Below are 19,206 nucleotides of genomic sequence, written 5' to 3' on the forward strand. Positions count from 1 at the left end.
TTAGCCCTTGTTCTTTGAGGAGGAAAGTGGAGCGATCCGGCCGCCGAGCAGCCAGATGCAGAGGAGCGATGCCGGAACCAGCGCTGCCGCGAGCGCGAAGATCGGGGCGTAGCTGGCCTTGGTCATGACCGGCACCAGCCAGGTGGTGACGAGCGTTCCCGCCACCGCCGCCGTGCCGCCGAGACCTGCCAGCGAGCCGACCGTGCCGCCGCCGAAGTAGTCGGCGGGCAGGGTCTGGATATTGTTGATCGCCATCTGGAAGCCGAACAGGATCACCGCGATCAGCAGAACGGCATAGAGCGGCGTCGCGGCGTGCATGGTCAGCAGCAGGGGCGGCAGCATGATCGCGCAGCCCAGCGTGATCGCGGTCTTGCGGGCGAAGTTCACGCCGCGCCCCCTTGCGATCAGCGCGCCGGAAAGCCAGCCGCCGGTCAGGCTGCCCGCCATGGCGCCCACGAAGGGAACCCAGGCGAACAGGCCGATCTGCTGCACGTCGAACCCGAAGGTCTCGGCAAGGTAGATCGGCAGCCAGGACACGAAGAGCCACCAGACCGGATCGAGGAAGAAGCGGCTGAGAATGATCGCCCAGCTTTCGCGGTGGCGCAGCATTTCGGTCCAGCCGGGGGCATAGCCTGCCGCCTCGGCACGATCTTCGCCGTCACCCGCGATGTGATCGCGCTCCGCCTGCGTGAGCCAGGGATGTGCGGCGGGATCGGCGCGGTAGAGGAACAGCCAGGGCAGCAGCCATAGAAAGCCGAGCACGCCGATCAGTAGGAACGTGACCCGCCAGCCGAAGCCGGTAAACAGCAGTGCGACCAGCGGGGCCGAGACGATCGCGCCGAGCGAGGCCCCCGCATTGAAGATCCCCTGTGCCAGGGCGCGTTCCTTCTGGGGGAACCAGAGGGCATTGGCCTTGGCCGCGCCCGGCCAGTTCCCGGCCTCGCTGAAGCCGAGCGTCACTCTCAGAAGGCCTAGCAGACTGAGCGAGCGGACCAGCGAATGAAGGCCGATGGAAAGCGACCAGAACAGGATCGACACGGCAAAGCCCATGCGCGTGCCGATCACGTCGAATATCCGCCCGAACGCGGATTGGCCCACGGCATAGGCCAGCATGAAGATCGTCACCAGGAGCGCGTAGTCGGACTTGTCCGCGCCGATTTCCCGGGAAACGGCGGGCCACATCACGGCGAGCGCGTTGCGGTCGATATAGTTGATGACGGTGGCCAGCCCGATCAGGCCGATGACCATCCAGCGCAAGTTCTTCACTTCGCCGTCTCCCCGGCTTTCGTCGCGGCCAGATCGAGACGCCCGACCGGGCCCTTCCATTTCAGGGAACTCCCCGCCACCAGGAGCGAATGGGCCGTGTCAGGGGCAACATCGTCCGCCACTGCAAGGATCACGCGCCTGCCGTCGCGCAAGGTTATGGTGATGACATCGACCCCATCCTGCCGGGCATGCGTGAACGCGGACACGGCACTGTCGCTGCCTGTCGTGGTTTCCGCCGCGGCATCGTAACGGCCGTGCGGTTCGAGCAGGCTGACGAAAGCGGCGTCTTTCGCGCCGTCCAGCCGCTGCATCACGAAAGGCTCGCGGCGCAAGTTGAAGCGCGGGTCGTTGGCGCCGCTTTCGCCCAGGATCATCGTCACTCCGGGAGTCGCGATACGGTAGCTGTAGAAGCGCCCGGCCTGGATCCACGTCACCACGCCGTTTGCGGCATCCGGCTTGCCCGTCGCATCGACCCAGAGGTGCTGATAGCCGTCGGCCTTTCCGAGCACCGGCCTTGTCGTCACGTTCGATTGCAGAGGAAAGCCGGTGTCGATCAACTGGCCCGCATAGTGCAGCGGCAGGTCGTAGCGTGCCGCCTTGCCGCCGGTGACCTTGAGCAGGTCGACGATCATCGGGCTCTTCAGGCCCTCGACCTTAACCTGCAAGAGCGCGCGGCGGAACGTCACGCCGGGCCAGGCCTCTTTCATTTCCGCGATCGAAGCGCGGGTTTCGCCTTCCGCCGAAAAGAACAGCTGGCGCGGTGCGAGCGCGTCCGCACGCTTCTCGTCGCCGCCGAAATGGCTGGTCTCTTCTACCACCAGGGTGTTGTGCGCGACCGTCTGCTTGGCCCAGGTCTCGTTCTCGGGCAGATAGCGGCCGCCGTCCTTGGCCTCGATATTGAGGAAGCGCGCGGCGCCGTAGTCGGTGACCACGGCCTGCCCATTGTCGTAGAGCAGCCAGTTCAGCTTATCGAAATGGCCGTGCCCCATGCCCTGGGCGGTGTTCTTGGCAAGCAGGACCTGATCCTCGTTGCCGGGGCCGTCGCGCAGGATCGCCAGGCCGCCCCGGTCGCCTTGCGGCCCGTCACGCAGCAGCATCGAGGCGAAGGGGAAGGGTCGTGCCTTGCCCGCCGCCAGATCGCGTGCGACCTCCAGCCCCTGCGGCGAAAGCACCGTGCGATCCTGCCACTGCGCGATCGAAAGCAGCGCCGGATCGCGGGTCATGCCGTAGCCGATCGCCACGGCCTGGTAGAGTTCCTCGGTCTTGAGGCTCTTGTCGGGCACGGCGTCGTTGAGGGGGAAGAAGTAGCCGCCGTAGGTCAACTGGATCGTGGTGCGAATGGCCTTGAGCACGATCCCGTCACGATAGGCGAAGATATGGCGCTGCGGTTCGTTCGCCTCGATCGCGGCCGCGAAAATGACGAATGGCTGAAGCGCGTAGCGCTGATAATAGGGCCCTTCGGCGTAATAGCCGTCCGGCGAGAACAACAGGTCCAACTGGCGCAGGAACCCGGCCTTGCCGCTCTTGTCGAGGCCTTTCAGCGCCTTCTCGACAAGGTCGGCATCGCGCAGGACATAGCCGGTCATGCCCACGCCCGCATTGGCCCAGGTGGCATGGTTGTGGATGCGGTCGAAGACCTTGGGCGATCCGGTGGACAGGAACTCCGCCATCTTGCGGAAGACCTTGTCGTCGATCGTCTTGCGCTCCTGCGGCGTCAGCGCTTCGCGCACGGCGTCGTAACCCTGCACGCCGTAGACCAGCCAGACGCTGTCGTTGAGGCTCTGCCAGAACAGTCGCCCCGCAGCCTGGTTCGAGGCGGCGGGGTGCGGGCCAAGCGTCGGGTAAAGCCCGGCATAGGCCATCAGCATGTCGCGGGCATAGTCGGCGTAGCGGCGCTCGCCGGTGAGGCGGTAGAGCAGGCCTGCGCCGTAGAGCGCCATGTAGTTGCGCTTGTGCTGTTCGTGGCTGAAGCCGCCGCCCGCGTCCTTCGGCACCGGCACGTTCACGCCCGCGCGCATGGCCGCTTCCACCTCCTTGCGGACCCGCGCGAGTTCCTCGGCATAGAGCGGATAGCGGGCTGCCTGGGTGCCCAAGCCGGAAAGGGCGGCTGCGTTCATCAGGACCGGATGTCCGTCATCGGATGTGGCGGCATGTGCAGGCAGCGGCGTCATCGCGGCCATTGCAGCGCCAAGCAGAAGCGAGCGGAGCATCATGAGGTCTCTCCCGAACGGGTATTGCCGGATATCTGAACGCTCGGCGTGCCTTGCGGATAGAGCCGCGTGATCTTGGGTTCGGGCGTCGTATCGAACCGGTTGCCCAGAATGCGCGTGTCCGGCGCGCCCACGCTGTGCGCCACGCGGACCTCGCCGCTGCGGATGAGGTCGTTGTTTTCTATCCGAGTGGACTGAACCCCGGACAGCGTCAGCAACACTGGCCCGCTTCCGGTGATTCGACTGTTTCGCAAGATGAATTCGGGTCCGAACGTGCTTTCGTCCGTGCCGCCGCGCAGGATATCGGCCAGGCTGCCGATCCTGTCGAAGCGGGAGCCGTCGATTTCGATATGTTCGGCGGCATAGTATCCCTTTCCGCCGGTTTCGGCGGCGGCGGCCAGTACCGTGCCGGAAAGGCCGGACACTGCCACGTTTCTTAGCACGATGCGGTCGGCGAAAGTGCCCGCCGTGGTGGCGATCAGGTTGAAATCGGGGGCGGCATCCATCTCGGCGAAGCGCGTTCCGTCCAGCTCGACGGTGTAGTTGGCGACGGTCGATGCGGCGGACGACCGGACGACGGCATTGCCGGGCTGACGGGGTGCCCGTCCGCCGCGAATGGTCAGTCCTTCGAGGCGAAGGCGGCCGCCTTCGTCCAGTGTGAAGAGAGTGGGCGCGGAGAAGGAAATCTCGGCTTCGGCGGGGCCGCTCAGGGTGAGAGGCACGGCGATATGATGGGTGGAGGCCAGCTCATAATGGCCGGGGGCAAGGCGCAGGACATCGCCGGATTGCGCCTGTGCCATGGCCTGCACCAGACCGGCTGGCGAGACCGAAAGGGTGCGGCCTGCCGGAAAAGCCTTCGTGCCTGCCGGTTTTGCATACCACGCCGGGCCGAGATCTTCGGGGCGCAGCGGAGCAAGGTCGCGCGGGGCTCCCAGTTTCGCCAGCGCGGGATCCACGGGATAGAGCAGGCCGTTCTCCGCGCGTCGCAAGGCAATGGGGGCGTGCCGGATACCGGCGGCGAGTCCGGCCGGAGCGGGTCGGTCGGCCACGTTGTCTGTGGCGGCGATGCCCTTCGTGTCAGCTTCCACCTGGAACAGGGGGCCGGGATCGGCGGCCGTGAAGAGGTTGCCGCGCAGGGAACTGCCTGTAGGCGGTGCGGTCCTTTCGGCATCGGCGCCTGCGCCCAGGGTCACCCGCGCAATCGCGAACATCGAGTTGTGCGTTATTTCAGCCTCGGAAACCGGATGATAGCGGTTGATGGTGGAGCCGGGCACGCCGTTCATCACGGCGAGTGCGCTGGTAAAATCCGTGCCCGCCAGCCTTTCCATGTAGTTGCCGCGCACCACCTGTCGCCGGTTGATGACCCGAACGCCGCCGGTATGGGCCTTGCCGCCGCCGATGAAGACGTTGCGTTCCACGAGGTTGCCGTCGCCATGCCGCAGCACGATCGCGCCTTGCGACTGGTACACCAGATTGCCCCGCACCACGTTCGCCCCCGATTTGATCGAGACGATCTCCACCTCGCCGTCGCAGCGGTCGAACATGTTGCTTTCCACCAGTGTGGCGGAATCCGAGAGCGATTCATCGCTCGTGCCGATGCGGATCGTCTCGCCGCCGTTGGATCCGAGGGGCGGGCGCGGGCCGAAGTAGTTGTGGTCGATGCGGTGGCGATTGGCTTCCGGCTGCCCCTTGGGCCGGATGACGGCCAGCGTCACCCCGGCATTGCCCTTACCTGCAAACCAGCTGTGATCGACGCGGTTGTCCTGCCCGTAGAGTGAGACCCAGCGGTCTTCCTTGCGACGATCGGGCTGGTTGTAATGGTCGATCACCACTTCGGTCAGGCGCGAATGCACGGCGACATTGCGGGAATCGCGCCGGAAACTGATCACTTCTTCACCCGGCGCATGACCGTCACGAAAGACCAGCCCGGACACGACTAGATATCGGCCTGCGAGTTTCAGCGAGGATGCGTCGGAGAGGACGACTTTGCCCTTGGTCTGGGCCGTGAGCGTTATGGGGTGCGTCGAGGTGCCGGTTGCCTGGAAAAGAAGTTGGGCATCGCGCCAGGTTCCGTCGGCCAGAACGATCGAGTCGCCCGGCTGCACCTTGCGCAGCGCTGCTTCGTAGCCGGGCATATCCCGCACAAGGTAGTCAGCCGCGCTCGTCGCAGGGGCCATAACGGCCGGGACGATACCCGCCAGGACGCTGCCTGCTGCCAAGGCCCACTTAGTGGATGCCATCCAATCCTCTCCAATTGGTATTTACATGTGGTCATAAATTCTGTTCTACCACTTTGCAAGGCCAGAGCGAGGGTTCTTGTGAAATCACGGTTGAGCCCGGAACTTTCCCGTCAGGCACGCCGTTTCCGCTCGATGCTGCATCACATTTCCTTGGGCACGCGCGACCTGAAACGCGCCGGCGCCTTCTATGACCCGGTCATGCGGGAGCTGGGCATGCGCAGGACGCTGGATGTGGCGGATGCGGTGGGCTATGGCGCGGGGATCACGGTGTTCAGCCTCAATCTTCCGTCAGACGGGAATGCCGCTTCGCCCGGTAACGGCGTTCATGCGGCATTCGAGGTCGAAACGCGGGCTGCTGTCGATGCGTTTTTCAGAGTGGCGATCGCGCAGGGCGGGCTGGCCGAAGGTGCTCCCGATCTGAGGCCCGAATATGATGCCCACTATTATGCCGCCTTCGTGCGCGATCCCGATGGCAACAAGATCGAGGCTCTCACTTTCGCTGCCGGTTGACGGTAGTTGCCGGGTTACGCGTGGATGAGCGCGATGTTCGGATGATCGGCGAAGACCTCCATCACCACATCGAAATAGGTCGTTCCCCCGAGGCCTTCCAGTGCGGCGATCTGCCCGGCGATCGGGCTGCCGTTGAACTGGCTTCGCTCCGCAGCGCGGGCGCGCAGGAAGCGGAGCGTGGTTTCGATGCCCAGCGCGGCGCGGCTCATTTCGATGTCGTGCCAGGTGATGAAGGCCGCGTCTGCGCCCATGAGCGCGCCGTAGCCGCCGTAGAGCATGTCGTTCAGGGCATCCAGGCTTGGGCCAAGGCGCCAGTCCTCATCGGCCATGAAAACGCGGTTGATCTCGTCGTAGAACGAGGGAATGTCGCGGATGGCGCTGCCTTCGATCGCGAGATGCCGGATTCGATCGGGATCGCTCACACATTCTCCAGCCCGGCTTTTCAGCTACGGCGAATCTTCGGCCGCTTGAACCAGAAAGTCCATACCGCCAGTGTGCCCAGCAGGCCCATCGCCAGCCCCGATACCGACATCAGCAGGCGAAAAGGCAGCTGCCCGACTTTCGCGGCGTGAAGGGGGTAGAGCATGTTGTAGCCGGTGACGGTGCGCGATAGCTGCGCGGCATCGCGCGCAGCCACCATTCGTCCGGTGTTCGCTGCGAACCAGACGGTGGTACGGCCGTTGGGAAGCCATTCGCCGGACCCACGCATGCGCAAGGTGATGAGGCCGCTCTTGCCGCGCGGCAAGGAAAGGCTGCGCACTTCCGCATCGGGAAAGCGGGCTCTGGCCTGCCGGATCATCGCGCCCCAATCGAGGTGGGCACCGAGTTCGGACGATGCAGCCTTGGGCGCCGCCTTGGGTGCCGCCAGGGCATGGTCGATTTCCTGCGGTGCGCCGGGGCCGAACAGCACGGAGGCCAACGGGCGAAACACCAGAACCGATCCCGTCACCAGCGACAGGGCCAGAAGCGGCGCGGCGATCACGCCGAGGTCGCGGTGGTGGCGCACGATCGAAGGCCGGGTCATGCGCGCGGGCCAGAGCCGCCATTCGAAAGTCCGCCGGGTGCGCCACCAGAGTATCGTGCCGCTGATAACGAAGAACAGACCGCAGAGACCGGCGATGCCGATCAGCGTCTCGCCGGTTTCGGCAGCGAAGAGGTGCTGGTGGAGGTCCGAAAGCCAAAGCTCCGGGCGTTGCCACTGGCTGTCCCAGCTTGCGACCGGCATGCCGGTCTGGCTGACGTAGGCACCCGACCCGTCCTTGAAGGCGAGCCGGTCCAGCCCGAAGTCGGCGCCCGCATAAGTGATCGACTGCGGACGCGCTGCCGGATCCGCCATGATTGCCTGGGTCGTTCGCGCCAGCAGGTCGGTCTGCTGTGCCTGCACGTCGCCTGCATGGGGCAGCATGATCCAGGCATCGCGATGGATCAGCACGGTTCCGGTCAGTCCCAGCGTCGCCAGGAGGAGGCCGATCAGGCCCCCCGTCCAGCGATGCAGGGTATCCAGCAGCTTCATCAGAAACGGTAGTCCCAGCCCAGCGTGAAGTTGCGGCCGCGTCCGGCGAAGAAATGCGCGTTATCGGTCGGGCGAACTGTCTGGGTGTAATAGTCGATGTAGAACTTGTCGAAGATGTTCTGCGCCGCCAGCGTCAGTGCGCCGTAGCCGGTATCGTAACGCAGGCTGAGATCGGTGACGTTGTAGCCGCCGAAGCTATAGGTATTGTCCCAGTTTCCGGGCGAGCGTTCGAACTTGCGGGAAAGATAAAACTGCGTCTGCACCCGTGCCGAAACCGGTCCGTGCTGGTAGCTGGCGGCCAGGTTGAGGCGGTCGGGCGAAATGTTCGCGCCGTCGAGATCGCGATCGACCGAGAAGACGTCGTCGTCCGAACCGTCGGTGCGGCCGATCAGGTGCGCATAGCCGGTGGAAAGCACCAGTCCCGGGATCGGGGTCTTGGCCGAAAGGTTGAGTTCCAGGCCCTGGATCTCGACGCGCTGGCGCTGCACTTCGAACACGCCGCCGGTCTGCACCAGCAGCGATCCGTTCTTGCTGGTCGACCAGAAGTAGGCGGCGCTGGCGTCCAGCGGGCCGCGCTTCACTTCCACGCCGATTTCGCGGTTGTTGGAAACGATCGGTTCGATGTTCACGTAGTTGTCGATGTCCACGCCGGGCCGGTTCACGGCGCGCGCGATGCGGCCGACGTCGGGCACGGTGTAGCCTTCGGCATAGCTGGCATAGGCGCGGATGCCGGGAACGGGTTCCACGATCACGCCGCTGTTGAACAGCGTATCGTTGAAGCGCGGGGTGCCGCCGTCCACATCGAAGCCGCCGCCGTAGCTCGCCAGGGTATGATAGTCCGGCACCTTGATGCGCACGTCCTCGTGGCGAAGGCCGCCCGCAAGGCGCAGCTTGTCGCCCAGCAGCGCAAGGTTGAACTGGGCGAACGGCGCTAGGCTGCGGTAATCGGCAGGCGGCACCCAGGTCCGGTCGGTCGCGATCAGGCGCTGCTCGGTTTTGTCGAACAGCAGGTCGAGGCCGACCGTTGCCGTCAGCGCCTCCAAGCCGGGGATCTGGCGTTCGTAGGAGAACTTGCTGCCAAACTTGCGGCTGCGGTTCTGCGACTGGTCGAACAGGGTCCCGATCGGCGCGATCGAGGCATCCTGGAACGTGGCGATCGGGGCGATTTCACCGCCGTAAGTGTCGCGCGAACGGTTGAAGAACGCCTGGAGCATGAGGTTGCCGCCCCAGAGCGCGCTGTCGGTATAGGTCAGCGCGACGCTTTCCGTGCGATTGGTGGCGGGTACGCCGGGTGGCGTGCCGCGAACCGAGGTGGTGGGAATGTCCTTCGTGTAATCGCCGTTGGCGGCAACGAAATCGCCGTCGCCTTTTAGCTCGAAGCGGCTCAACATCAGGTCGAGCCGGGCCGTGTCGGAAACCGCATAGCCGAAGCGGCCGAACAGCGACCAGGAGCGGCTGTCCTGGGTTTCGCCCTGGGTGAGGTCGGTGCCCACCCGGTCGCCGTGGCCGTCGTAGAACACGCCGCGCTTTTCGAAGGCCGCGCCGACCATGGCGTCGAAGCGACCGCCGCGCCAACCGAGCAGGCCTGCGGCCTTGCCGCCGATTCCGTCGCCATGGAAGCCGGTGTCCGCATTGCCCTGCACCAGCACGCGGCCCGAAATTCCGTCCTGCCTGGGCGGTCCGGCAGTGACCTGGTTGACGATGCCGCCGGTGCCGCCGATCCCCTGCAAGGCATTCGAGCCGTAGATCACTTCCACGCGGTCCACGAAGAACGGATCGATGGTGAACCCGTCGCGCGCGCCATCGCGCAGCGGTGCGGTCTGCGGGATGCCGTTGATGGCATAGAGCGGCGAACGCCCGCGCAGGGTCTCGCCCGCGCCCGAAAGCTTCTGGCGGGTCGGCGAGAAGGACGGCGTGAGGGCGGAGACCGCATCGACCACCGATCCACCGATGGCAACCTGCTGGTTGAGCGTCTGGTTGTCGATCACATCGACGGTGAGCGGCAGGGCGTTCACCGGCAGGGCGGTGCGGGCCGCCGTAACCACGATCGGTGCGTCGGGATCGATATCCTGGGCCAGGGCAGGTACAGCGCCTGCCAGGAGGGGCAGGACCAAGATGGAGCGACGAATGGTAAGGTGCATGGCTTCCCTCATTTTTCGGCGCTCTGTAACAATCCGCGACACTGTTGCAAGAGATTCGCATTATCTGCGAGATATGGGCGCGATTTTCTCGGCCTCGGGTGACAAAACGGTCACGCTTGGGCCAAGCGGACGATATGCTCTTGCCGCGACAGGCTGTGAGATCCTGTAAAAACAAACGTTTTTGGTTGCATCGCCTCCCTGATTGGCCAAAGGCGTGCCTCTGGCGGATTTACGGAGTTTCCCTTGGTCGGATCATTGTCCAACCGGATCGTGGTGCTGTGCAGCATCCTTTGTCTGATGCTGGCGGTGCTGGCCGGGCTGCTGCTCGACGGATCGGCGCAGATGCGCGGCAGCCTGACCTGGGTGACCCATTCCGCGCAAGTGCTCAAGACCGCCAACCGCGCGCTCGGACATCTCCAACAGGCGGAATCCGGCCAGCGCGGCTTCGTGCTGACGCGTGATCCCGAATTCGGAAAGGCCGTAGCTGCCGAAATCGCGGCTTCCAAGCGGGATGCCGCCGAACTCGTGCGCCTGACTGCCGACAATCCCGCGCAATCGGAGCGCTCGCGCCAGATCCGCATGCTGATCGAGGATCGCGGCGCCCACCTGGCGGAATCGGCCGAACTCACGCGCGCCGGGGATTTTGCAGGCGCCCAGGCGCTCACCGCCAGCGGGCGGGGCCGCAATCTCATGGTGCTGGTCGAGGCCCGCGTGGGCGATCTCCTGAACGAGGAGCGGGCGCTTTCGGTGTCGCGGATGGCGGCGGTAGAGCGCCGGCTCAACTACATTCGCTGGCTGGTGATGATCGGCACGCCCCTTGCGGTGGTCGCCATCGCCCTGATGGCGGCGGCCCTTATCCGCCGCATTCGCCGTCCCGTCGATGCGATGATGACGGTGATGGGCCAGCTGGGCGCGGGAGACCGCAGCGCCCGGATCGATGCCGTCATGGAATCCAGCGAGTTCGAGCGTCTGGCCGGCGGTTACAATGCCATGGCCGAGGAACTCCAGGCCGCCGTGGCCGACCAGGTGGTCAGTGAAGAACGCCTGCGCTTGGCCAACCTCGAACTCAGCACCAACGCCGATGTCCTGCGTGAGCGCGGCGAGGTGATCGAGCTGCTCGGCGGCATGGCCCACCGCATGCAGGCCGCCCGCACCGACGAGGAACTCGCCTCGATCATCCGCGTCTTCGTGCCGCGCGTCCTGCCCGAGATTCCCGGCGCGCTCTATGCGCACAACAACTCGCGCAATCTCCTCGTGCCGATCGCGGCATGGGCGGGGATCGAGGTGGAGACGGCGGGCTTTGCGCCGGACCAGTGCTGGGCGCTGCGCCGGGGGCAGAGCCATTTCGTCGTCGAGCCGGGTTCCGACATCGTCTGCGCGCACGTTGGCGCCGAGGCCGACCACTATCACTGCGAGCCTCTGCTGGCAGGCGGCGAAGTGATCGGCGTGCTCTATCTGCGGGGCGTGGTCGGCGCCGAAAATCGTTTCCGCCTGACGGTGCTCACCGAGAATATCGCCTCCGCCCTGGTCAATCACCGGTTGCAGCGGGGCCTGCGCGAACAGACCATCCGCGATCCGCTCGCCGGCCTGTTCAACCGGCGCTACATGGAGGAAACGCTCGCGCTTGAGATCGCCCGGGCCACGCGCACCGGCAGTCCGCTCAGCGTCGTCATGTGCGATGTCGATCACTTCAAGCGCTTCAACGACGAGTTCGGCCACGAGGCAGGCGATGCCGTGTTGCAGGCCGTTGCGGCCGAGATGCGCAGCCGCTTCCGGGACGGCGATGTGGTCTGCCGGTTCGGCGGCGAGGAATTCACCATCATCGCGCCCGGCTCGTCGGCGGGGGTTCTCGCCAAGCGGGTGGAAGCCGTGCGTCAGGCGATCAGCGAATTGATGGTCAGCCAGGGCGGTCGCACGCTGGGATCGACCACGATGTCTTTCGGCATCGCGACTTGGGAAGAGAGCATGGAGCGCGATGGCTCCACGCTCGTCAAGGCCGCCGACGCCGCGCTCTACCGTGCCAAGCGCGACGGCCGCAATCGGGTCGTTCTGGATGCACGGGCGGAAGCGCTCGCCGCCTGAACGAAGACGCCTTCAGTTCCTGTCGCGCATGGCGAGCATGGCTTCGGGCTCATCGGTCAGGAGCATCGAAACGCCGCTGCGCACCAGGCCGCCCCAGACGGCATCCGGCGCGCGTAACCCGTCCCGGTCGCTGCCCGCACCGACGACGAAGTTGCCGTCCAGCATGTTGACCCAGAGGCGAACGCCCAGCGATTGCGCGCGCCTGGCAATGGCAGGCAGGGCTTCGCGCGGGAGGCGGTAGGGAAGTTCTATGCCGACGGGTTTGGTGTTCCCGGCCATTTGCGCGGAGATCATTCCGGGGATACCCTTGCCGCTGTCGTCACCGTCCTGCGTGATGACCAGGAACGGCACCTGATCGTAAGGCGCCATCGACGCCAGCGGCTGCGAGCCGATGCCGACGCGGGTCTTCAGCGTGACCTGGTTCTGGACTCCGGCCCTGCGCACGGCATCGATGACTTGCGGGTAGATCGGGTCCTTGACGTCGATGTTGAGCGCGATCCGGTCCCGGGCCAGCGCCAGCATCTCGTCCAGCGTCAGGACGTGCTGGTCGGTCGCCGCCGCGTTCTCGCCGCCCTCGTTTTCGCGGAGGCGCAGGGTCTTGAGCTGGGCCAGCGTGAGGTCGGCGACGCGGCCGGTGCCGGTCGTGGTGCGATCGACGCTTTCGTCATGCATGATGACGAGATAACCGTCCTTCGACAGGCGGACGTCGGTTTCCATCATGTCGGCACCCATGGTCACGCAGTGTTCCAGCGCCTGTACCGAATTTTCGGCGGCGGCGGGCAGGCCGTGACGCGGCGCCGCTTCGTGGCAACCACGATGGGCGACGACGATCAGGCGGCCCCGGGGCTTGCGGATCTCGGCTATCGTCTCGTCGGGGCGGGAGGCGGCCAGGGCGGCAGTGCTGGAGGCGAGCGCGAGGGCTGCCACGGCGATTGGCATGATCTTCATCGGTCAATTCCATGATCGAAAGGGAGCCGCCACCTACCGAGGGCGCGGCATGGAGCGGCCCGGACGCGAATGTTCGGGCCGGGAAAGTCAGCGGGCGGCGATCACCACTTCAGGCCAAGGACGAAGCGCACGTTGCGGCCCCATAGCGGGCGACCGAAGATCGCCTCGGGCGTGCCCTGGCCGGTCAATGTGTCTCCGGCGGTATTGCCTTCGGTGAAGCCATGGGCATTGGTGATGTTGTCGCCCACGACCTGAAGGCTCCACGGTCCGTGGTCGAAAGTCACGCCCGCGCTGAAATAGCCGTAGGCGGGCAGGGCGGTGGTATTGGTGACATCGACGTAGCGCTTGCCGATATAGTCGTAGCGGCCGTAGAGGCTCAACCGGTCGCCGCTGGAGAAGTCGAAGTCCAGGCTCGGGCGGATGTTGCCGTAGATCTTCGGCTGGCGCACGATCTGCTTGCCCAGCACATCCCCGGCGTCGGCACCGGTGCTGCTGGTGAAGTTGATATATTTCGGATCCTGCACCGTGACCGCGCCCGCGATCGAGAACGGCCCCGCCACACGCAGCAGGCCGTCGGCCTCGACGCCCTTGTCCTCGGCAGAACCGAGGAACTGGATCGGCTGATCGCTGCGGCCGGTCACCGGATTGTACGTGGCGAAGCTGGCGTTGAGCGGGTCGAACCTGGTATAGAAACCCGTGAGGTAGAGGTAGGAGCGACCGAACACCGCCTTGAGCCCCGCCTCGTAGAGCTTCGCCTTCGATGCCGTGTACGAAGCCCCAGCCGAGCCTACCACGGATCCGTTGGCAGGCACCTGCAACTGCGAGGCGCGGGCGTAGAGGCCGAAATTGTCCGTCAGGTCATAGTTCGCGCCTACCGTCCAGTTGGTCGCCTTGGGTTTGAACGTTGTGTTGACGATCGTGCCGGTAAAGCCGCGCGTGGCATTGTCCGCCAGCGTGGTGGCATCGCCCAGGTCATAGGCTGCCGTGTTGCGTGAAAAGCCGGTGTAATCGTACCATTCCTGGCGCAGGCCCAGATCGATGCGCAGCCTGTCGGTCACGTCCCAGCTGTCGGTGCCGTAGACCGCGATCATCCTGGCGTCGTACTTGCCGCCGATGAGCGAGGCGGCATTGGTCAAGGCGCCATTGTCGGTAACGTAACCGCTGACTGAGCCGGTCGAACCATAAGCGACAAGGTCGAGCACTTGCGGCTGATCGGCCACTTGCATCAGGTAATTCTGATAGACCCCGAAGATCGTGCTGCCCCAGGCCGCGCCATAGACGCCCACGCGAATATCGTGGCTGCCGAGGCCGGTCTCGAACTTGCGGGTGACGCTCAGGTCACCTTGGCCGGAATAGAATTTTGCGTCGGTATGGCGATACTGCGCCGACAGCACGAGGCCAGATTGGCTGTTCGGATCGTAGACGGTCGCGCCGTTGGTGCCGGCAATAGCATAGCCCAGCGACGCGACATTTCCGAATGCGGACTGCGCCGCCGAAAGATAGCCGGCGGCGAATGTGTCCGCGTCCACCGGGTTGGATGTCGTGTAGAGTGCATCGAAAGTCGAGCGGCCCTGCGTATATCCGGCCTTGGCGGAGACATGCCACTCGCCGAAATCGCCTTCGTAATCGACCTGCACATTGCCGAAGCGCATGTGACGGCCATTGGCGAGGTCGTAGGTGTCGCTCTGGATCTGTCCGCTGCCGTCGCGATAGGCGATATTAGCGGCGCGCAGCGCCGGCGTGTCGAGCGTGCCGGTCAGCGAATTGAGGTAGGGGTTCAGGCTGACCGAAGGATCGCGTGGGTCGGCCGTGGGCAGCGAGAGATAGAAGATATTGTGATCGTTGGTGTACTGGCCCGAAACCTTGATCGATCCGTTCTCGAAATCGTGCTTCAGGTTGGCCCGGATCTGGCCGCCCTTGTCCGAGGGGAAACCGGGGTCGCGATAGCCGTCGTTCTGGCGAAGGAAGCCGCCGACGGCATAGTAGGTGTCCTTGCCCAGCGGGCCTGACTGATAGGCGTCGAGGCGGTAGAGACCACTGGTCCCCAGTATCACTTGCGCCTGGCCCTGCGGCGTGTCGCTGCCGGTGCGGGTGATGACGTTGGCAATCGCCGCCGCGCCGCTGGCGTAGATCGGCGCCGGGCCGCCGCGCACCACTTCGACCCGCTGCGTCATCAGGTCGCTGCGGTTCATGCCGTCGCCGGAATTGAAGAAGTAACCGTCCAGATCGTGGAACAGCGGCAGGCCGTCCTGCTGGAAGTAGAGGTAGCCGCGGTCGGTGGGAATGCCGCGGACACGCGTGATGTTCTGCACTTCGCCGCCGGTCGATTCGACCTGGACGCCGGGAACGACGCTGAGAAGCTGCGCCATGCTCTGCGGGGCCAGCTTCTTGATGTCGTCTTCGGCAAGGGTGTTGACGGCGTAAGACACGTCGAAGCGGCGCTGTGCGCGGGCGGAGCCGGTGACGATGATGTCGGTCGGCTGCGCTTCCCCGTTCGCGGCGACGGTCGTTTCCGATTGGGCGAATGCGGCACCGCTGGAGAGCAGTGCGGCGGCAGCGGCATTCATCAGCAGAAATGACTTGATATGCATGGAGACCCTCATGAGCTTTCGTTCGTGAGGGGCGCTCTCGGCGCGTTTCGTGACGGTTTTAATTGCTTTCATGAAATTAAATGGAATGCCGCGCGGACTCTCGGTCCCGGGTTCCCAGAACGTCGTGCAGTGGGGTAAGCGCCGCGCCCAGAACCACGGCCTTGCTGCCGAGAGACGAGGCGCAGATGCGGGGGATCGGTGCCTGATACCCCGAAAAGAGCCGGTTGCAGTGGGCATCGACTTGCGCGGCAAGCTGGGCCAGTACCGCTTCGGGAAGGGCGCCGGATATGACCACGGCGCCCGGATCGAGCCAGGCGACGCCGCTGTGGACGGCCATCGCCAATTGCCCGGAGGCGCGCTCGATCCAGGCTTCGAAAACGCCGCGGTGGCTTTCCATCACCCCCTCCAGATCGGCCATCGAATCGGCCTTGGCTCCGGCCTTGCGCAAGGTTGCCAGCAGATCGATGCCGGAAGGGCGGGGCATATCGCCGGGGAACAGGCGGCCGACCTCCCCGGCATTGTGGAATTCGCCCGCGAAGAGGTCCCGTTCGGCGATGAGCCCGCCGCCGACGCCGTGGCCCAGGAAGAAGACCAGGATGGAGCGGTGGCGGCGCATGATCTCCGGGCGGTAATATTCGGCCAGTGCAGCCGCCGCGGCGTCGTTCTCGATCCAGACGGGCATGTCGAGGACGCCTTCCAGCACGTCCTGCAAGGGAATGTCGTTCCACGGCGCGATCCAGTCGACCACGCTGCGCCGGTTACGGTCGCCGCCTATGGCATATCCTGCGACGGCAACGCCCAGACCGAGGAACCGGCCGTGCATGAACCCGCGTTCGGCGGCCAGCGCGCGCAGCCGCTCATCGAGGGTGCGGGCGAATACTTTCGGGTCGCCTTGCGCGAAAGGGCGGGAATCCTCGAAGAGGATCTCGCCCCGGAAGTCTATGACGACAAGCTCCATCCAGCCGGGGTGGATCGTGGCGCCGACCGACCATCCACCATGTCCGGCGATGGCAACCGGGATTGTCGGGCGACCTCGGACGGTCAGCGGGTTCGCGGGATTTTCCTCGATCAGCCCGAGCACGCCAAGCTGCTGCGTCAGGCGCGTCAGCGTGGCGGCATTGATATCCAGGGCCTGGGCAAGATGGACGCGGGCGGTGGGACCATGGATGCGCAGATGCTGCACCACCCGGCGCTGGGTATCGCTGAGCTGGAGCTGGGAACGTGGCGGGACCGGCATGCCGCGGCCCATATATTTTCATTGCGTCAAAAAAATGAAGGCAACCGGAGCTAGGGGCTTGGCCATGTCCCGCTCGCCCCAATCCCCGCATGAGATCAGGCCCGAAAGTGGCCTGACCCATGTGGTACGGATCGGCTACAGTTCGGGAAATCTCGGCAAGAGTTTCGTCTGGACCAGCTTCGAAAGCGTACTGCTCTATTTCCTGGTTCTGCACGTGGGCGTTCCGGTGGTATTTGCGGGAGGCCTGCTGACAGTTCTGATGGTGTGGGACGGACTTGCCGACCTTGGGGTTTCCTATCGCACGGATCGAACCGGGCGGCGTGACGGGTTGGCGCGGCTGATCCTGATCGGTGCGCCGTTGTGCGGCGGTTTCTTCGTGCTGGTCTACGCGGCGCCTTTGCTGGCGGGAAGCGGTACTGTCGGCACCGTGCTTGCCGTGATGGCGGTCGTCGCCAGCAGGGTCGGCTATACGCTCTGCGATGTCGGGCATAACACCTTGCTGGTGCGGGTCGCGGCGGCGGATCGCTATGCCGCAGGCGTCTCGGCGCTTCGGCTGATTTTCAGCGCCCTGGGCGCCGGCTGCGCGGGACTGGCGCTGGCGCGGGTTCTGTCGCTTGAGGACATGGCCGACCAGGGCCGCGCCTTCATTGCATTCGGGCTGACGGGGGGCGGGCTGTATCTCGTAACCCTGTTCGTCGCGCGGGGAGTGACCCGTCATCTACCGGCTACGTCCAGCGAACCTGTGCGCGGATCCGCTTTGCAGATGGCCCGCAACTTGTGGAGCAACCGCGACTACCGCGCGGTGCTGGGCATCATCGCGGTCCAGAGTGCGCTGATTCCGTTCTTCACGCGCGCCTTGCCGTTCCTGGGCCGTGCGATCATGGCCGATCCTGCCTGGCCGGGATGGGCGCTGAGCGTGATCACGCTGGGACAGAGCCTGTCGCTTCCGCTCTGGATGCTGGCAGCACGGCGGCGTGGTTCGCGGGACCTGATGGCTTTCGCGCACCTCGGACTGCTGCTGGCGCTAGCCGGTTTCGCGCTCACGTTCGGGCATGCCACAGCGACCGGGTTCCTCGCGCTTCTGGGTGTCAGCCAGGCGGGAATGGGCATGGCTGTCTGGGCCATGCTGGCATCGAGCATCAGATCGCGCGGCCCGGGGCATGACGGGGGAGAGGCTTTGCCTGTGGGCCTGTTCCTGGCGACGCTGAAAGTGGCTTCCGGCATGGGAACGATGGTTCTTTCGGCCCTGCTGGCGGCGGCGGGCATCGACCCGATGCATGGTGCGGGAGAAAGCGCGCAAGCGGCGCTGCTGGCAAGCGTGGGCATACCGATGGCCGGCTCGGTCGTTCTGCTGATCGCCCATTGCCTTGCCAATGCTCCCGGCAGGCGGGCGCAAGCCCCGGCGCACCTTTCGCCGGGGTGAAGATGCGCGAGCGATGCCGGCGTTCGGCGCCCCGCATTGCGCGCGGGTTCGTCGAAGCGCCGATCAGGATCAGCCGGGGGCGACCCGGGGGCTCTTCGGGATACGAAAGAAGACCAGGCTGTCCACAAGGCTCGCGCACCTTCGACGCTGAGACGCCGGGTTAGGTGCAAACCCTCATCGGAAAATCGCGGGGGAAGCGATATTGTCGATCTTTCGCTTCCCCGCGCGCACTACCAGAGCTTGCCCATGCGATAGGTCAGCGAGAAAAATCCCGTGGGCTGGGTTTTCTTTTCCACCAGCGGGCTGTCCTTCACGTCGCCCAGCAGAGTCGTGACCCCGGCCGTGGCGCTGGCCGAGAGGCGGTTGGTCAGGCGGTAGACGAGCGTGACATTGGCGGAGGCATCCTTGAAGCCGCTGCCGGCGCGGAACTGCGAAAGACCGGATGCCTGCGCCTCGCGGGCGGTAATGCCGAAATAGCGGTCGTTGTTCTTGCGGTCGCCCCAGGTCACCACGGCGGCGGGCACGAGGGTGAGGCGCGGCGAGACGGGGACGGGATAGGCCAGGCTCGCGTCCACGGTAACGCCCCCGGTGCCGCCCACGAAGCCCTGGGTTCCGCCGATGGTCGCCATGGCGCCGCCCGCCCTGAAGGAACCGAAGATGCGCGCGCCCGCGCCGAAGTCCACGCCTCTGACGCCGTCGGGAACGTCGCGGCGGCGGTAGCCCGGGGTCAGGGCGATGCTGGCGCCGATCGTGAAGTCGCGCGTCTCGATGGCCTTGGCACCGATACCGTCCCGCAAGTTGGCAAAGAACGGGCCGGAGACGATATCGAGAGCGGGCAGGGGCAGGACGCGGTAGTCGTCGGCGCCCTGGTAGACGGGGACCACGGCAGCGCCCATGCCGATGATCACGCGATCGGCGCTGACCTGCGGGGCTTCGTCATTGCTGTTCTGGGCGTGGGCGGCGTTACCGAACAAGGCTGCGGCCAGGCCGATGGCAAGGCCGCTGGCGCCGTTGTGAAACTTCATCCTGATACTGATCCATTCTG

At 65.4% G+C, this 19,206-nt stretch carries 13 protein-coding genes; 3 read left to right on the forward strand and 10 right to left on the reverse strand.

Features of this window, described 5'->3' with window-relative positions; translation table 11 throughout:
* From NTCA1_RS18190 to NTCA1_RS18200, 3 genes are read right to left on the reverse strand one after another with little or no spacing between them, the layout of a single operon-like run.
* Window positions 1–1,266: an MFS transporter gene (locus tag NTCA1_RS18190; RefSeq protein WP_201282535.1), complete on the reverse strand. Its 1,266-nt coding sequence runs from the start codon at window positions 1,264–1,266 to the stop codon at window positions 1–3.
* On the reverse strand, window positions 1,263–3,479 hold the full coding sequence (locus NTCA1_RS18195) for an alginate lyase family protein (protein ID WP_159831300.1): 2,217 nt from the start codon (window positions 3,477–3,479) through the stop codon (window positions 1,263–1,265). Before NTCA1_RS18195 ends, NTCA1_RS18190 begins: the two co-directional genes overlap by 4 nt.
* Window positions 3,476–5,716: a polysaccharide lyase 6 family protein gene (locus NTCA1_RS18200; protein ID WP_236549435.1), complete on the reverse strand. Its 2,241-nt coding sequence runs from the start codon at window positions 5,714–5,716 to the stop codon at window positions 3,476–3,478. Before NTCA1_RS18200 ends, NTCA1_RS18195 begins: the two co-directional genes overlap by 4 nt.
* Window positions 5,717–5,806: 90 nt before the next feature.
* On the opposite strand from NTCA1_RS18200, the gene NTCA1_RS18205 reads away from it, so the two are divergent.
* On the forward strand, window positions 5,807–6,226 hold the full coding sequence (locus tag NTCA1_RS18205) for a VOC family protein (protein WP_236549436.1): 420 nt from the start codon (window positions 5,807–5,809) through the stop codon (window positions 6,224–6,226).
* 14 nt (window positions 6,227–6,240) lie between these two features.
* Here the strand turns inward: NTCA1_RS18205 and NTCA1_RS18210 are convergent, their stop codons facing one another.
* From NTCA1_RS18210 to NTCA1_RS18220, 3 genes are read right to left on the reverse strand one after another with little or no spacing between them, the layout of a single operon-like run.
* Entirely contained in the window at window positions 6,241–6,648 is a 408-nt protein-coding gene (locus tag NTCA1_RS18210) for a barstar family protein (protein ID WP_236549437.1), read from the reverse strand.
* A 20-nt stretch (window positions 6,649–6,668) separates the two neighbouring features.
* A complete protein-coding gene (locus NTCA1_RS18215; RefSeq protein ID WP_159831301.1) occupies window positions 6,669–7,739 on the reverse strand; it encodes a PepSY domain-containing protein in 1,071 nt (356 codons plus the stop codon).
* Window positions 7,739–9,880, reverse strand: coding sequence for a TonB-dependent receptor (locus NTCA1_RS18220; RefSeq protein WP_159831302.1), 2,142 nt, complete (start codon window positions 9,878–9,880; stop codon window positions 7,739–7,741). The genes NTCA1_RS18215 and NTCA1_RS18220 overlap by 1 nt, the downstream gene beginning before the upstream one ends.
* Window positions 9,881–10,177: 297 nt before the next feature.
* Here NTCA1_RS18220 and NTCA1_RS18225 point away from each other — a divergent pair, with 297 nt between their 5' ends.
* Complete coding sequence (locus tag NTCA1_RS18225; RefSeq protein WP_201282539.1) at window positions 10,178–11,962, forward strand: diguanylate cyclase; 1,785 nt, start codon at window positions 10,178–10,180, stop codon at window positions 11,960–11,962.
* Between the two features lie 12 nt (window positions 11,963–11,974).
* On the opposite strand, the gene NTCA1_RS18230 is transcribed toward NTCA1_RS18225, so the two are convergent.
* The 3 genes from NTCA1_RS18230 to NTCA1_RS18240 form a co-directional block, all read right to left on the reverse strand.
* The gene (locus tag NTCA1_RS18230; RefSeq protein WP_159831303.1) at window positions 11,975–12,910 is read right to left on the reverse strand and encodes a glycerophosphodiester phosphodiesterase family protein; all 936 of its coding nucleotides are present in this window, start codon (window positions 12,908–12,910) and stop codon (window positions 11,975–11,977) included.
* Window positions 12,911–13,011: 101 nt separating this feature from the next.
* Window positions 13,012–15,501, reverse strand: a complete 2,490-nt coding sequence (locus NTCA1_RS18235) for a TonB-dependent receptor (protein ID WP_201282536.1) — start codon at window positions 15,499–15,501, stop codon at window positions 13,012–13,014.
* Window positions 15,502–15,577: 76 nt separating this feature from the next.
* Complete coding sequence (locus tag NTCA1_RS18240) at window positions 15,578–16,738, reverse strand: ROK family transcriptional regulator (RefSeq protein ID WP_159831304.1); 1,161 nt, start codon at window positions 16,736–16,738, stop codon at window positions 15,578–15,580.
* 64 nt (window positions 16,739–16,802) lie between these two features.
* On the opposite strand from NTCA1_RS18240, the gene NTCA1_RS18245 reads away from it, so the two are divergent.
* Window positions 16,803–18,161 (forward strand): MFS transporter, encoded by a 1,359-nt coding sequence (locus tag NTCA1_RS18245; RefSeq protein WP_159831305.1) that lies wholly within the window; start codon window positions 16,803–16,805, stop codon window positions 18,159–18,161.
* A 230-nt stretch (window positions 18,162–18,391) separates the two neighbouring features.
* On the opposite strand, the gene NTCA1_RS18250 is transcribed toward NTCA1_RS18245, so the two are convergent.
* The gene (locus tag NTCA1_RS18250) at window positions 18,392–19,186 is read right to left on the reverse strand and encodes a MipA/OmpV family protein (protein ID WP_159831306.1); all 795 of its coding nucleotides are present in this window, start codon (window positions 19,184–19,186) and stop codon (window positions 18,392–18,394) included.
* Between the last annotated feature and the right edge of the window lie 20 nt (window positions 19,187–19,206).

Source organism: Novosphingobium sp. TCA1, assembly GCF_009811895.1.
GTDB lineage: Bacteria > Pseudomonadota > Alphaproteobacteria > Sphingomonadales > Sphingomonadaceae > Novosphingobium > Novosphingobium panipatense_A.

Bases quoted from the DNA above. Each gene is read 5' to 3' on its own strand.
- NTCA1_RS18195 (WP_159831300.1), bottom strand. From the start codon at position 3,479: ATGATGCTCCGCTCGCTTCTGCTTGGCGCTGCAATGGCCGCGATGACG.
- NTCA1_RS18200 (WP_236549435.1), bottom strand. From the start codon at position 5,716: ATGGCATCCACTAAGTGGGCCTTGGCAGCAGGCAGCGTCCTGGCGGGT.
- NTCA1_RS18215 (WP_159831301.1), bottom strand. From the start codon at position 7,739: ATGAAGCTGCTGGATACCCTGCATCGCTGGACGGGGGGCCTGATCGGC.
- NTCA1_RS18220 (WP_159831302.1), bottom strand. From the start codon at position 9,880: ATGCACCTTACCATTCGTCGCTCCATCTTGGTCCTGCCCCTCCTGGCA.
- NTCA1_RS18225 (WP_201282539.1), top strand. From the start codon at position 10,178: ATGCTGGCGGTGCTGGCCGGGCTGCTGCTCGACGGATCGGCGCAGATG.
- NTCA1_RS18230 (WP_159831303.1), bottom strand. From the start codon at position 12,910: ATGAAGATCATGCCAATCGCCGTGGCAGCCCTCGCGCTCGCCTCCAGC.
- NTCA1_RS18235 (WP_201282536.1), bottom strand. From the start codon at position 15,501: ATGCATATCAAGTCATTTCTGCTGATGAATGCCGCTGCCGCCGCACTG.
- NTCA1_RS18240 (WP_159831304.1), bottom strand. From the start codon at position 16,738: ATGCCGGTCCCGCCACGTTCCCAGCTCCAGCTCAGCGATACCCAGCGC.
- NTCA1_RS18245 (WP_159831305.1), top strand. From the start codon at position 16,803: ATGTCCCGCTCGCCCCAATCCCCGCATGAGATCAGGCCCGAAAGTGGC.
- NTCA1_RS18250 (WP_159831306.1), bottom strand. From the start codon at position 19,186: ATGAAGTTTCACAACGGCGCCAGCGGCCTTGCCATCGGCCTGGCCGCA.